General features: G+C 61.7%; 15 protein-coding genes. 8 read left to right on the forward strand and 7 right to left on the reverse strand.

Features of this window, described 5'->3' with window-relative positions:
• Nucleotides 1-119: 119 nt before the first annotated feature.
• From JNN06_RS01795 to JNN06_RS01820, 6 genes are all read right to left on the reverse strand, one after another.
• Nucleotides 120-785 (reverse strand): transglycosylase SLT domain-containing protein, encoded by a 666-nt coding sequence (locus JNN06_RS01795; RefSeq protein ID WP_291237888.1) that lies wholly within the window; start codon nucleotides 783-785, stop codon nucleotides 120-122.
• A gap of 191 nt (nucleotides 786-976) precedes the next feature.
• Complete coding sequence (locus JNN06_RS01800; protein WP_291237889.1) at nucleotides 977-3319, reverse strand: type IV secretion system protein B4; 2343 nt, start codon at nucleotides 3317-3319, stop codon at nucleotides 977-979.
• Nucleotides 3309-3575, reverse strand: coding sequence for a VirB3 family type IV secretion system protein (locus tag JNN06_RS01805; RefSeq protein WP_291237890.1), 267 nt, complete (start codon nucleotides 3573-3575; stop codon nucleotides 3309-3311). Before JNN06_RS01805 ends, JNN06_RS01800 begins: the two co-directional genes overlap by 11 nt.
• A 15-nt stretch (nucleotides 3576-3590) precedes the next feature.
• Nucleotides 3591-3890 (reverse strand): TrbC/VirB2 family protein, encoded by a 300-nt coding sequence (locus tag JNN06_RS01810; protein WP_050521812.1) that lies wholly within the window; start codon nucleotides 3888-3890, stop codon nucleotides 3591-3593.
• A 22-nt stretch (nucleotides 3891-3912) separates the two neighbouring features.
• Nucleotides 3913-4536, reverse strand: coding sequence for a lytic transglycosylase domain-containing protein (locus JNN06_RS01815; RefSeq protein WP_291237891.1), 624 nt, complete (start codon nucleotides 4534-4536; stop codon nucleotides 3913-3915).
• Nucleotides 4520-4858 carry a hypothetical protein gene (locus tag JNN06_RS01820; RefSeq protein WP_291237892.1) on the reverse strand — a complete coding sequence of 113 codons (339 nt, stop codon included), beginning with the start codon at nucleotides 4856-4858 and terminating at the stop codon, nucleotides 4520-4522. Before JNN06_RS01820 ends, JNN06_RS01815 begins: the two co-directional genes overlap by 17 nt.
• A gap of 336 nt (nucleotides 4859-5194) precedes the next feature.
• On the opposite strand from JNN06_RS01820, the gene JNN06_RS01825 reads away from it, so the two are divergent.
• The 3 genes from JNN06_RS01825 to JNN06_RS01835 all read left to right on the forward strand — a co-directional run bounded on the left by JNN06_RS01825 (nucleotide 5195) and on the right by JNN06_RS01835 (nucleotide 6505).
• Entirely contained in the window at nucleotides 5195-5458 is a 264-nt protein-coding gene (locus tag JNN06_RS01825; RefSeq protein ID WP_291237893.1) for a hypothetical protein, read from the forward strand.
• The gene (locus JNN06_RS01830) at nucleotides 5455-6093 is read left to right on the forward strand and encodes a hypothetical protein (protein ID WP_291237894.1); all 639 of its coding nucleotides are present in this window, start codon (nucleotides 5455-5457) and stop codon (nucleotides 6091-6093) included. The genes JNN06_RS01825 and JNN06_RS01830 overlap by 4 nt, the downstream gene beginning before the upstream one ends.
• Nucleotides 6094-6307: 214 nt before the next feature.
• Nucleotides 6308-6505, forward strand: coding sequence for a hypothetical protein (locus JNN06_RS01835; RefSeq protein WP_291237895.1), 198 nt, complete (start codon nucleotides 6308-6310; stop codon nucleotides 6503-6505).
• Between the two features lie 72 nt (nucleotides 6506-6577).
• On the opposite strand, the gene JNN06_RS01840 is transcribed toward JNN06_RS01835, so the two are convergent.
• Nucleotides 6578-7594 carry a GlxA family transcriptional regulator gene (locus JNN06_RS01840; protein ID WP_291237896.1) on the reverse strand — a complete coding sequence of 339 codons (1017 nt, stop codon included), beginning with the start codon at nucleotides 7592-7594 and terminating at the stop codon, nucleotides 6578-6580.
• 120 nt (nucleotides 7595-7714) lie between these two features.
• On the opposite strand from JNN06_RS01840, the gene JNN06_RS01845 reads away from it, so the two are divergent.
• From JNN06_RS01845 to glyA, 5 genes are all read left to right on the forward strand, one after another.
• The gene (locus JNN06_RS01845) at nucleotides 7715-8968 is read left to right on the forward strand and encodes a sarcosine oxidase subunit beta family protein (RefSeq protein ID WP_291237897.1); all 1254 of its coding nucleotides are present in this window, start codon (nucleotides 7715-7717) and stop codon (nucleotides 8966-8968) included.
• Between the two features lie 10 nt (nucleotides 8969-8978).
• A complete protein-coding gene (locus JNN06_RS01850) occupies nucleotides 8979-9278 on the forward strand; it encodes a sarcosine oxidase subunit delta (protein WP_291237898.1) in 300 nt (99 codons plus the stop codon).
• Nucleotides 9275-12277, forward strand: a complete 3003-nt coding sequence (locus JNN06_RS01855; RefSeq protein ID WP_291237899.1) for a sarcosine oxidase subunit alpha — start codon at nucleotides 9275-9277, stop codon at nucleotides 12275-12277. The genes JNN06_RS01850 and JNN06_RS01855 overlap by 4 nt, the downstream gene beginning before the upstream one ends.
• A 13-nt stretch (nucleotides 12278-12290) precedes the next feature.
• Nucleotides 12291-12821, forward strand: coding sequence for a sarcosine oxidase subunit gamma family protein (locus JNN06_RS01860; protein ID WP_291237900.1), 531 nt, complete (start codon nucleotides 12291-12293; stop codon nucleotides 12819-12821).
• 66 nt (nucleotides 12822-12887) lie between these two features.
• Complete coding sequence (gene glyA, locus JNN06_RS01865; protein WP_291237901.1) at nucleotides 12888-14162, forward strand: serine hydroxymethyltransferase; 1275 nt, start codon at nucleotides 12888-12890, stop codon at nucleotides 14160-14162.
• Nucleotides 14163-14216: the final 54 nt, after the last annotated feature.

Below are 14216 nucleotides of genomic sequence, written 5' to 3' on the forward strand. Positions count from 1 at the left end.
TGATAACCTTCAAAAATCCCATGTCGATCACTCCATTTGCCCCCAGCTGGTTCAAGCCGGGGCAAGGTTGCACATGGGTCAATTCTCAATGACAATTTCCGCTGTTGCCGGGTCAAATCTCAGTGGCAATCAACATTCAACTGCGTCAGAAAGTACCGCGCGCCACCGTCAAGCTGTAGCATCGGGTCGTCATAGTAAGCGGGATAAATGCCGAGACCTTTGGCCGTATCCGGCATCACCTGCGTCAGACCAAAGGCCCCAACTGGGCTGCGCGCCCCGATGGAAAACCCGGACTCCTGCTTCACGAGGCTTTGGAACCAGATGCGGAACTCGACGGGGTTCAACCCCGCGCGGGCAAGACCGGGGTGTCCGGCATATTTCTGCGCGGTTGCCACGATCATCTCTTCGATGCTGGTCTTGGCATCGCCAAAGAGCCGATCTGCGTAGGGGTTGTTGTCCTCCACTGCATAGAGGACTTCGGCCTCAGCACCGGGGATCACTTCGAGATCACCGATCCACGGTGTCTGACCCGTCATCATCGCCAGCGTGGCATCCAGCGCATCGAGTTGGTCCTGGTGCAATTCGTCGATGCGGCGCTTTTTGTCGGCCTCAAGTTCGCGACCGCCGGTGAGATAGGACATCTGCGCGATTTCCAGAACGTGCTGGACGATCGACTTGCCATCGGCCACAGGCACGCCCTGCGCCGCCGCCATCATCGGCAGCGCCGCAGTTGCTAGAGCAAAGACCCTAGCCGAGCGTTGAAGTTTAGCGGCAGGGAATGACATCAAGGCTCGATGTGTTGCTGCGAGAGACAAGGCCAGCATCCGGGCTTGCGCCTTTGGTGGAAGTGGTCACAGTAGAACCAGCGGTGGCCCAGCAATTGGTCTTGGCAATCGGCACGCCAGTGCAGCCCGCAAGCCCTGAACCTCCGAGTCCGATAATCAAGGTTATGTAATATATTGATTTCATTGGACAATCATTCCTTCCAGAATTTGGGCCGTGCGGCGTAGTCGGCGCCAAAGGCGTTAAGCCCGGCCTGACCACCGCCAAGTGCTGTCAACAGCGGCCCTAGGGCTTTGAGATCGACATTCAGCACGGTCGAACTGCGCGGGGTGCGCGACAGCACCATGCGCTGGCCCGGGATCGGGCTCAGGACAAAGTCCAACTCGCCATCGGTCAGCCGGAACCCGTCATAGTCGGAGCTTGCGGCTTCGCCGTTCGGGAACAGGAGCTGGTTTGGCAGGGCTTCCAGGATTGAACGGGCTTTCGATCCTCGGATCTGGCTTGGGAACTGGGTCATCATCACGACAACGACGTTCTTCTTGCGGGCCGTGACCAACCATTCGGCGAGCTTCTTGGCGAAGTACTCGTCATCGAGCACCTTCCAGGCCTCGTCGATCAGGATCAGCGTCGGGCGCTTTTCCTCGATCAGCATCTCGATGCGGCGGAAGAGATAGCCAAGGATCGCAGTGCGCTCGGTGCCGAGATCGAGGATTTCGGTGAGATCGACGGCCGTGACGTCATGGCTGGTGAAATCCACCACCGGTTCGTCGGCCTCTCCGAAGACCCAGCCATAGCGCCCTTCCGGCCCCCATTCGCTGATCCGCTGCGCGAGATCGAGACCGTCACCCACATCGCCAAAGAGTTCCTGAAATGCGCGGAAATTCCGCAGACCTTCCCGGGCCTTGCCGTTCTGAGTGATTGCGGATTTCAGGGCCTCGGATTGCAGAGGTGTCATTGGACCGCTGCGGGATTCAAGCAGTGCCACCAGCCAATCCAGAAACCATGCCTCGCCACGTTCGCCAGACTCGGTCGCAAGTGGGTTCAAGCCAGTTGGGCGTCCGGCGCGGATTTCGGCATAGCGACCACCAAGGGCGCGCACAGCCATTTTGAGGCCGGCTTCCTTGTCAAAGATGATCGTTCGGCCCCCTGCTCGTTGGGCCTGGGCTGCGAGGAAAGCGACGGTCGTGGTCTTGCCGCCGCCAGATTTGCCCAAGACGAGGGTGTGGCCGTTTGTCGGCTCGGCTGTTGGATCGCCGGGTTCATGGAAGCTGAAGCGGTGCAGCGAGCCTTGCAGGGTTTGGAACAGCGTCAGCGGCGTTTGCCATGGCAGGCGTGCGGCCTCTGTCCCGGTGTCGGCCGCATGCAGAGCTGCCATATCGGCGAAGTTCAGGGACGAGACCGTCATGTCGCGTGCCCGGTAATCCATATTGCCGGGGTGCATGGCGAAGAAGGCGGCCTCGAGCGCTGTGACTTCGCGAACCAACCGCATGCCGTTTTGATGCGCGATACTGCGGATGCGGGCGACTTCGATGTCGAGAGCAGCCTGATCGCCGGCAAAGACCGTGATGGTCATCTGGTGGATGCCAAACCCGAGCTCGCCGCTTTCGGACTTGTCGGCGGCCTCAAAGAGTTGGGCCTCGATCGTGGCGGCTATGTCCTCGGAGGCCCGCATTTGGGCGACCCGGCGCTTCACCCGTTCGGTGATGCTCCCGCGCTCGATGGGCGTGTAGCTGTGGGTGATGATGGTGTCGCGGCTGGCCCCAAGTGCATCAAGCATGCCGGGCCAGGTCGATGTGGCATAGGATTTGACATAGAGGACGGCGCCAACGCGCGGCGTGTCGGCCCCCTCCTCCACCGTGAACTGGCCTTTGCCGAAACGGATGGCGGCATCGCTGGCATCCTCAGCGATAATGCCGAAGGCGCTGCGCGATTTGGCACGAAGCTCTCCCGTCAGGAGCGAGGCGTAGAAGCCGATCAGGCTGCCATCGCTGATCTTGAGACGGTGGCATTTGACGCCAAGTCCAGTCTCGAGGATTGATACCACCTCGCGCAACTCTTCCAAGCGCCGGTCGGTATCCTCGCCCCAGACCTTTGCTGCGGCCTTACCAAAGAGTGGCACAGCCAGCGGGGCAACCTGCCGCCGGACCACGGTCAGGATCAGCACGGATTCCTGCAGATTGCGGCGTTGCAACTCGGCGCTCCAGCCCCGGTCGATATCAGCGGCGAAGCTTTGACCGTGGATCGGTTTCAGCTGGGCGTTGGCCGGACGCATCATGCGGTGCAGATAGAAGCTGAAACGCTCATCGAGCGTATCGAGGAGATGTGCGAACCCGGCCCGCAGCGCGGTGATCGCCGAAGACCCTGATGTGATTCCGTCGATGCCGGTCACTTCGAGCGAGATCATCAACCCGTTGTCGCGCGTGCGCACCACCTCGTCATCAAGCTCGATGACATAAGGCAGATGCGCATAGATCTTCGGATCCGCCGGGATCAGCGCCCGCGCCCTGCCCCGCAGCCCCTCCCTCTCAAGAAACATGACGCCGCCCTTTCCGCAGGATGGCCATCGGCGTCACCTGCATCATCACGGCAAAGACATGATGCCCGTTCGGGTTCAGCTTCGTTGCAAAGCGCGCAAGCCCGTACCAGATCGGGGCGGTCAGGAACCACCAAACCGGCTTGAACAAGATGAAGGGCAGCACGGTCATCGCTCCCACTGCCATGGCATAGGGCATCGGCAGGCCGAAGAACTTGGCTTGCCGCGAGAGCCCGAGGATGACCGCGCTTTTCTCCATCGCTCCGACCTCGCCTCAGCTGAAGGACGAGCGAAGGTTGGCGACGATGGCCGGGCCGGCGAACACAAGGAAGGCGCCGACCACGACCAGTGCCACCCAGGCCCAGCTGATCCGGTTGAAGGCCGCGAGGAACCCGGTCACGACAAAGGCGATGCCGAAGAAGGCGGTCGCAAGGGTACCTCGGAACGAGGCCAGAACGCCGGTCGCGACGGTTTCGGCCTTGGTGAAGACCACCTGCGCCAGTGCGGGCTCAGATTGCGCCAGAAAAAGGGTGCAAAGGGTAAGGCCCAGAAGAGCCACGTGTTCGTTACGCATGAGGGGAGGTTTCCTTCTTGGTTCAGAGCTCAGTGAGGATGCGGTCATAGACCGCCATCACCTTGACGATGTGGGATTGGGTCTCGGCGTAGGGCGGCACGCCGTCGTATTTGCGCACGGCTTCCGGCCCGGCATTGTAGGCAGCAAGGGCGAGCTCCAGGCTGCCAAAGGCGGCCATTTGTTCCAGCAGATAGCGCGCGCCGCCGTCGAGGTTTTCGATGGGGTCGGCGGGATCAACGTTCAGGTAGTCAGCCGTCCCGGGCATCAGTTGCGCAAGGCCAAGGGCACCGGCGTGGCTGACTGCCCCTTGGGTGTAATTGCTCTCGACCTTGATCATTGCCTGGAAGAAGGCAGACCATTCGGCCGGCGAAAGCTCCAGCCGCGCCAAGGCCGGATGGTCCTGATAGCGGGTGGCAATCAGCCGGATGGACGGCAGGACATTGCGTGGGGCTGCGACGCCTTTGGTGCTGTACGACACATTGGCAGCAGCCTCATCCGCCTCCCCTTCCCGGGTTTCTTCTTCAACCGGTTCAGGGCGAACGGGGACAATCAGCTGTCCCTGCACGTCATAGCGCAAAACAGATGTCTCCAGAGACGCAAGTTGGATGTCACCGCCCTGGCCTTCCGGCTCATTCCAGCGGATCACTTCCGCCCGGGAGGCTCCGCATGCCAGTGCAAACAGCGCCAGCGACAGCAGGCACGTCGAGATGGTCGAGGTTGAGCTTGCCGAAGGCGAGCCCGAACATACCGATCGGGGAGTTGACGATGCGTTCCCGCGCAAGCGCCGTGACCAGCAGGAAGCGTTCGCCCGCGGGGCTGACAACGTAGAACAGCCATTCCCCCGAGAACCGCTCGTCGGGGTTGGGCGCACTGACACACTCGATCTCAACAGTCGCTCCTTCGGATGCGGCCAGCTTGCGGAAGTCGCGCTCCAGCAAGACAGGCAATGCGCGCCGTTTGGTATTCATGGGGTCCCCTCGGATCATCTGTTGGGAACGTTGTATCGCAGATTTCTTTGTGAGGCGATGCCTAACAGAAAGTATGGCGTATTCAACACAAAAATGACAAACACGATAAAAGAAGGATGGATGCGCCGTCGCGTGCCAGGTTGGACCGTCGGATCAACTCCGCCGCCGCAGTGACTGTCGGCCGGAAAAATGGAGCCTGGAAGTGAGGCTAAGACGTTGAGAAAAGCCCAAGAAACACTGACCGTTTTGCGGGTGCCGGGAGCGGTCGCGGGGCTCCGCGAGTCTCGTTCGAAGCGCCGACGGGCGCGGCTTCTGTCTGCGCTCTGCGTCGTTGGAATGGTGAACTCCGCAGCTTTCGCACAACCAGAGGTGATTCGCTGCGTTCCGCCCGAAGTGCCGTTCACCGACCTTCCCGACGCAGTTCTCGCCGAGTACCGCGCAGAAATCGCCGCCGAGTTCGAGGCCTACTTTGCGGCTGTCAGCTCCCACATCGCCTGCCTCGATACCGAGCGCAGTCGCGCCCTTTCGGAAGCCCACAGGGCGACCGAGGCCTATTCAACCTTCCTCAACACGCCCTCAGCCAAGAAGGATCTCCCGTGAAACCTCTCCTCCCTGCCCTTCTCCTGGGTGTCGGTCTGTCAACTGCAACCGTCACCCCGGTTGCGGCTTACCCCGTCGATTGCGCGATCCTGCTGTGTCTCGCCGGGGGCTGGCCAGGGTCTGCCGAATGCGCCCATGCGCGAGCCGTCTTCATCCGCCGCATCACACCCTGGCCGATTGAGCCACCGCTGCAGATCTGGAACTGTCCGATGCGGGCAAGTTTCCGGGGCGAGGCGAAACCGATCGAGCGCCTGTTCGACATCGCTGTACGCGGTGAGCCTGTGCCGCTCGTCTCGGTCCCGGAAACTCCCTTCGCACTTCAGCTTGTCCAGGATCGGGCAGATGTCGACATCTCCGATCCGGCGTTTGACTTCGTCCGCTCGATCCGCGTGTTCGAGATCACTTACCAGCAGCGGCGCAGCTCTGATGGCGACTGCAACAGTTGGGGCGGTGTCTACATGGGCAGCTACGGCGATCAAGGCGAATACAGCCGCCGTCGAAGCAGCGTGTCTGCGGTTCCTACCGCCTCAGATCTCGCTGTACCGGCAGACTGTCACAACTATCGGCATCGGTCCGTCTTCGTCGAATGGCGCGACTATGAAGGCAGCTACGGACACGAAGAGGTTCACTATTGAGAACCTGAACGAATGCCCTGCCCCGAAACGATCGAAAGACGCAACCCCCAGAAACAGAAACGACGCCAGACCATAGGCCCGACGCCGCACTGATTTCCTAGTGGTAGTGGGAACCTAGGGCGAGCTTAGGATCCGTTCAACCGGCAACATGCTTGCTGGACACGATTTTCTATTGCTCGATGGTCCGACGTCCTTTGAAGAAGGACGACTACGCATGCAAGTGACCACCGGCGCAATCCTGCGCAGCATCACTGAGGCCGATCTCTCGGCCGCAAGCCATAAGGGTGTGCCGACCATCCTCAACGACCGCGTCCCAAGGAAGTCGCCACAACGCCAGAGCTGCCTTGGCGCTGGTTCGCTGGATGCCATGTTGCGAACCTATTCTTTAGAAGTCTGCCCTTGGAGGGGCTGACGGCGACCACACTTCGATGTCGTGCCAGGTACTGGCGACATGGAGTTCTTTCAAGCAACTTGAGCGGCCACTTCACCCGTTCGTTTCAGACAACAATATTGGGGTGCCCTGTTTTCGACGCCAGACCTCAGGTGTTGTGCCGCGCGCAGTTTTGAACACGCGGATCAGGTGCGAAACATCGACAAACCCGCAATCCTGCGCCACCTGCGTGACGCTGCGCGCGCTGCGCGATAGCAAAAGCTCGGCGTGCGCAATGCGAATCGCCATGCCTGCCTGCGAAGGCGTCATGCTCAGTGCATCCGAAAAATGGCGCTCCAGCTTTCGGCGGCTGGTTTTCAGATACTCGGCGAGGGCTGCCACAGTGAGCGGTGTTTCCAGCCGTTGCTGAATTGTCAGCAGCGCCTTTCGCACCAGCGGATCAGCGGTAGACAGTTCCAGCGGCAGGCCGGGTTGCGGTCGTTCTGCCGCCATCGCCTCGTCGATCATCATGATGGCCAGGCTTTTCTTGGCGGCGGCACGGCCAATATGCCGGTCCACAAGAAACGCCGCCAGATGCGCCGAACTCGTGCCGCCCGAACAGGTCAGCCGGTCACGATCCACCACGAATATCTGGTCTGATACCGGAGTGATGCCGCCGAATTGTTCCAGAAAATCATTGTGGTGAAACCAGCTGACGCAGCAACGATACCCGTGCAGCAGGCCCGCTCGGTGCAGCACGAACGCACCCGTGCAAACCCCGACCAACGGCACCCCCCCTTCGGCCGCGCGGTGCAAAAACTCGGCATGGGCAGGGTCCAGATACTCCAGCTCTTGCATCAACCCGCCCACGACAACGATGTAGTCAAACCGCGCAGGGTCACCCAAGCGCTCCTCTGGCTGAACCGCAATGCCGCTGCTGGAAACTACAGGGTCCGTCGTGGTGGAAAGCACCCGCCAGCCGCACAGAATGGGGCGTGAGCCATCGCCTTCATCAGCCGCAAGACGCAGGACATCCACGAAGTTTGCAAAGGCGCAGAGCGTAAAGCGCCGGGTCAGGATGAAACCAACCCGCAGGCGTGGCGAAGAGGCAGACGTCGAAGTTGCCTGCATGGGTGGGCCTCCAGAAGTGTGGCGCAATCATAACGTCATTCTGACGCATCCATACAGTACAAAATCGCGCCACCTGCCATTATGGAGCATCGCAACGAAGCCATCCCGAAAGGCCCCGTGATGACCCATTTCTCTGCCATGTCGCTGCTTAAGAATGCCCTGACCGGCAACAAGAACTGGACCGAGCAATGGCCGGACGCACAGCCGAAGAAGGAATATGACGTCATCATCGTCGGTGCGGGCGGCCATGGGTTGGGGGCAGCTTATTATCTGGCCAAGGAACATGGCATCACCAATGTCGCGGTGATCGAAAAAGGCTGGCTGGGCGGCGGCAATACCGGGCGCAATACCACGATCATCCGGAGTAACTATCTCTATGACGAAAGCGCCAAGCTTTACGACCACGCGCTGGATCTGTGGGACAACCTTTCGACCGAACTGAACTACAACATCATGTATTCCAAGCGCGGCGTGATGATGTTGGCGCACAACGTGCATGACGTGCAGTCGTTCCAGCGCCACATCCATTCCAACCAGTTGAACGGCGTCGACAATCGCTGGCTGACCACCGCCGAGGCCAAGGCGTTTTGCCCACCGTTGAACGTGTCGCCCGATGCCCGTTATCCGGTAATGGGGGCGGCGTTGCAGATGCGCGCAGGCACCGCGCGGCACGACGCGGTGGCCTGGGGCTACGCGCGGGCTGCGGCCAAGCGCGGCGTCGATATCATCCAGAACTGCCCGGTGATTTCGATCCGGCGCGGGGCTGATGGGTCGGTCGAAGGGGTGGAAACCGCCAAGGGCTTTATCCGCGCGAAAAAGGTCGCGGTCTCGGCGGCGGGGCACACTTCTGTGATCATGCAAACGGCGGGTGTGAAGATGCCGCTGGAAAGCTATCCGTTGCAGGCGTTGGTGTCTGAGCCGATCAAGCCGATTTTCCCCTGCGTTGTGATGTCGAACACCGTTCACGCCTACATCAGCCAGTCTGACAAGGGCGAGTTAGTGATCGGGTCGGGCACCGACCAATATGTCAGCTATTCCCAACGTGGAGGGCTGCCCCTGATCGAACATACTGTGGCCGCGATCTGCGAAGTGTTCCCGATCTTCAACCGCATGCGGATGCTGCGCAAATGGGGTGGCATCGTCGATGTGACGCCCGACCGCTCGGCCATCCTCGGAAAAACCCCGGTCAAGGGCTTGTATGTCAACTGCGGCTGGGGCACCGGCGGGTTCAAGGCCACGCCGGGGGCGGCACATCTGCTGGCCTGGACTGTGGCCAAGGACGAGCCGCACAAACTGAACGCGCCCTTCACGCTGGAACGTTTCACCACGGGTCGGCTGATCGACGAAGCCGCCGCCGCCGCCGTCGCGCACTAAGGAGAAACCCATGCTTTTGATCAACTGCCCCTATTGCGATGACGCCTTGCCCGAACTGGAATTCGCCTATGCAGGCGAGGCGCATATCGCGCGGCCTGCCGACCCGTCGAAGCTCAGCGACGAGGAATGGCGCGATTTCCTGTTCATCCGGTCAAACCCACGCGGCCTGCACGCCGAACGCTGGCGCCACATTCACGGCTGCGGTCGGTTCTTCAACGCGTTGCGCGACACCGTCTCTGACCGTTTCCTGACCACGTATCCCGCCGGGCAACCCCGCCCTGATGTGACCAAGCTGGAGGCCGCAGAATGAACGACTATCGCATCAAGGGACGTGGCCGCGTCAATCCGAACCGGCCCGTGCGCTTCACCTTCGACGGCAAGACATTCTCCGGCTTTGAAGGCGATACCGTCGCCTCGGCACTGCTCGCCAATGGCGAACACCTGATGGGGCGCGGCTTCAAATACCATCGTCCGCGTGGCGTGGTGACTGCAGGGTCCGAAGAGCCTAACGCCCTGATCGGCACCAGTCGTGGGCCAGGCAGGTTTGAACCCAACACCCGCGCCACCATGCAAGAGATCTACAGCGGTTTGACGACGGAAAGCCAGAACAAGTGGCCCAGTCTGAAATTCGACCTCGGCGCGATCAACGACCGGCTCTATATGCTGTTTTCGGCGGGCTTCTACTACAAGACCTTCATGTGGCCCAAGTCCTTCTGGGACAAGGTCTATGAGCCCTTCATCCGCCGCGCCGCCGGTCTTGGCCGGTCGCCGACCGAACTTGACCCCGACCATTACGCCAGCCGCTATCTGCACTGTGATGTGCTGATCGTTGGCTCCGGTCCTGCTGGCCTTGCTGCCGCACTGACCGCCGCGCGCAGCGGAGCTTCGGTGACTGTGGTGGACGAGCAGGCCGAGATGGGTGGCACGCTCCTGTCCGAACCCTCGCCGATGATCGAGGGCCAACCGGCATGGGATTGGCTGGCTACCACGCTTGCCGAACTGGCGGGCATGCCGAATGTGCGGCTGATGCACCGGACCACGGCGATCGGGTACTACCACCAGAACATGGTGGGTCTGTGCCAAAAGCTGACAGACCATCTGTCGGATGTCCCCGCCGATGCCCCCCGTGAACGACTTTGGCGGGTCCGTGCCGGTCAGGTCATTCTGGCGCAAGGCGCGATTGAACGCCCGATGGTATTTGACGGCAACGACCGCCCCGGCGTGATGATGGCGGGGGCCGCGCAAACCTTCCTGCACCGCTTTGGCGTCAAGGTCGGCAACCGCCCGGTGATCCTGACCAGCCATGACAGCGCCTGGCACACGGCATTTGATCTGGCCGATGCGGGCTGCAAGGTGGCGGCCATCGTTGACACCCGCACCGATATTGCGCCCGCGCTGATGCAGGCGGCCATGTCGCGCCAGATCGAGGTGTTGACCGGCCACACCGCCACGGCAACGGGCGGGCGACTGCGGGTCAAGTCCATCCGCGTCAACCCGGTGCGTGGCGGCACCGTCGGGGCCGCGCGCACCATCGCCTGCGATGCCGTTCTGATGTGCGGCGGCTGGACGCCGTCCTTGCATCTGTTCAGCCATACCAAGGGCAGCCTTGACTGGGACGCCAAGGCCAAGGCCTATCTGCCTGGCCACAAGACCGAAGCCGTGCATATTGCCGGCGCGGGCCGCGGGCTTTGGGGCATCGCCGCCGCGCTGGAGGATGGTGCCAAGGCAGGCGCGGATGCGCTGCGCGATCTGGGCCGCAAAGCGGGTGCGGCAACCTATGCCGTCACCGGCGACCGCACCGGCACGGGCATCACCCAAAAGGAACTCCCGACAGACCGCAGCCCCGGCAGCGCCAAGGCTTTCATCGATTTCCAGAACGATGTGACGGCCAAGGATATCCGGCTGGCGGTGCGCGAAGGAATGCGGTCTATCGAGCATGTGAAACGCTATACCACCAACGGCATGGCCACCGATCAGGGCAAGCTGTCCAACATGAACGGGCTGACCATCGCATCCGATGCGCTTGGCAAGGACATCCCGCAGGTTGGTCTGACCACCTTCCGCCCACCCTATACGCCGACGACGTTTGGCGCGCTGGCAGGCTATCACAAAGGCAGCCACTTCGAGGTGACGCGCAAGACACCGATTGACAGCTGGGCCGCCGAAAACGGGGCAGCGTTCGAACCCGTCGCCTTGTGGCGGCGTGCGTGGTATTTCCCCAAGGCAGGTGAGGATATGCACGCGGCGGTCAATCGTGAATGCCGGGCCACGCGCCAGTCGCTGGGGATCTTCGACGCCTCCACCCTTGGCAAGATCGAAGTGTCCGGCCCCGATGCGGTGGAATTCATGAACCGCATGTACACCAACCCTTGGGCCAAACTCGCCCCCGGCAAATGCCGCTACGGCCTTCTGCTGGGCGAAGATGGCTTCATCCGCGACGATGGCGTGATTGGCAGGATGCGCGACGATCTGTTCCATGTGACCACCACCACGGGCGGCGCTGCCCGCGTGCTGAACATGATGGAAGACTACCTGCAGACCGAATGGCCAGAGCTTCAGGTCTGGCTGACCTCGACGACCGAGGAATGGGCGACGATCGCGATCAACGGCCCGAACGCCCGTAAACTGCTGGCACCGCTGGTCGAAGGCCAGGATATGTCCGACGCCGCCTTCCCGCATATGTCGGTTGCCGAATGCACCGTGGCCGGGTTCCCGTCACGCCTCTTCCGCATCAGCTTTACCGGCGAGTTGGGGTTCGAAGTGAACGTCCCAGCCCGCCACGGCCGCGCGCTGTGGGAAAAACTGATGGCGGCGGGCAAGCCCTACGACATCTGTCCCTATGGCACCGAAACCATGCACGTCCTTCGCGCCGAAAAGGGCTATATCATCATCGGTCAGGACACCGACGGCACCGTGACGCCCGAGGACGCCGGGATCGGTTGGGCCATCGGCAAAGCTAAACCCGATTTCGTCGGCAAGCGCTCGCTCGCACGGCCTGACATCGTCGCCAAGGGGCGCAAACAACTGGTCGGCTTGCTGACCGAGAACCCGAAGACCGTGCTGGTCGAAGGCGCGCAGATCGTGCTGGACCCCAAGCAGTCCAAACCGATGAGGATGATCGGCCATGTGACCAGCTCCTATTGGTCCGAGGCGTTGGGACGGTCGATTGCCATGGCTGTAGTCGAAGGCGGCTTTGACCGGATGGGCGACACGCTGCATATCCCCACGGCGGATGGCGGCTCGCAGGCAGCAAAGGTCACGGGGTGCGTGTTCTACGACCCCGAAGGTGACCGGCTGAAGGTTGAATGAGGAGGATGCCAGAATGAACGCCCCCGTAAAATCGTTTGCCAACGTATCGATTGCCGTTCTGCCACCCGTGGCGCGGCTGAACCTTCGCATCGCCCCCGCCAATCTGGCCGCGGCCTCGGCGGCCTTTGGCCTGCCGCTGCCGACCAAGATCGGGCAAGGTGTCGTCAAGAACGGTCACGCTGCCTGGTGCCTTGGGCCAGACGAATGGCTGCTGCACGCTCCCGAGGCTGAACAGGCAGCCATCGTGGCCGATTTTGCCAAGGCACGGACCAAGGCTCCGCACAGCCTTACAGTGATCTCGGACCGTGAGTTCACGATCGCCATCACTGGCCCCCGCGCTCAGGAATTCCTGACGGTCGCCTGCCCCCTGGATCTGTCGCGCATGGCGCCCGGTACCGCCAAGCGCACGCTGTTTGACAGCGCACAGGTCGTGCTGATCCGTGACGCCGACGATGCTTTCCGGATCGAGGTCTGGCGGTCGTTCTTCCCGCATGTGTCCGAGCTTCTGGACATCGCCCTGCGTGAGTTTGCTTGCGGGCTCTGACGCCTTCGCACATATCATCGCGCCTTTTGGGCGCTCCCCCTGCTTTCGCCTGAAAGGGCCCTTGTCATGTTGAAGTCCCTGAACGCCAACCAGATCACCGATACGGCCATCGCCGAGGCCATCGCGCACGAGCTTGATCGCCAGATGAATCAGATCGAGCTGATCGCGTCGGAAAACATCGTCAGCCTTGATGTGCTGCGCGCCCAAGGCTCGGTTCTGACAAACAAATACGCTGAAGGTTACCCCGGCAAACGCTACTATGGCGGCTGCGAGCATGTCGATGTGGTGGAACAGATCGCGATCGACCGCGCCAAAAAGCTGTTCGGCGCAGGCTTTGTCAACGTGCAGCCGCATTCCGGCGCACAGGCCAATCAGGCGGTGTTTCTGGCGCTGCTGCAGCCGGGCGACCGGATCATGGGGCTGAACCTTGCTCATGGCGGGCATTTGACCCACGGCTCGCCTGTCACCATGTCGGGCAAGTGGTTCGATGTGGTCAGCTATGAAGTGCGCGCCGACAACCAACTGATCGACATGGACAATGTGCGCGCAGTGGCGCTGGAGAAAAAGCCCAAGTTGATCATAGCCGGTGCCTCGGCCTATCCGCGCCACATCGACTTTGCCGCCTTCCGCGCTATTGCGGATGAGGTCGGTGCCTATCTGATGGTGGACATGGCGCATTACGCGGGCCTGATTGCGGCAGGGCAATACCCCGACCCGATGCCCCACGCCCATGTCGTGACTACGACCACGCACAAGACCCTGCGCGGCCCGCGCGGTGGCATGATCCTGACCAATGACGAGGCCCTGGGCAAGAAGTTCAACTCGGCTGTGTTCCCCGGCAACCAGGGCGGCCCGCTGATGCATGTGATCGCTGCCAAAGCCGTGGCTTTTGGAGAAGCACTAGACCCGTCGTTCAAGGACTATGCAAAGGCCGTGATCGCCAATGCGCAGGCGCTGTCTGAAGTGCTGGTGGAAGGTGGCCTTGGCATCGTATCAGGCGGCACCGATTGCCATATGGTTCTTGTCGATCTTCGCCCCAAGGGCGTGACGGGCAAGGCGGCAGAGGCCGCTTTGGAACGTGCCGGACTTACCTGCAACAAGAACTCGATCCCGTTTGACCCAGAAAAGCCGTTTGTCACATCGGGCGTGCGGCTTGGCACTTCGGCGGGCACCACGCGCGGCTTTGGCGTGGCCGAATTCCGCAAGGTGGGTTCGTTGGTGTTGCAGGTGATCGACGCACTGTCCGCCAATCCCGAAGGCGATGCTGGCGTCGAGGCGGCGGTGCTGGCCGAGGTGCGTGCGCTATGCGCGGCGCACCCGATCTATGGCACGGGTGCCTGATCCGATGTTCCTGTCGGTCTTTGATATCTTCAAGCTGGGCGTCGGCCCGTCATC

Origin of the sequence: Gemmobacter sp. (assembly GCF_016792925.1) — a bacterium.
Classification (GTDB): Bacteria; Pseudomonadota; Alphaproteobacteria; order Rhodobacterales; family Rhodobacteraceae; genus Gemmobacter.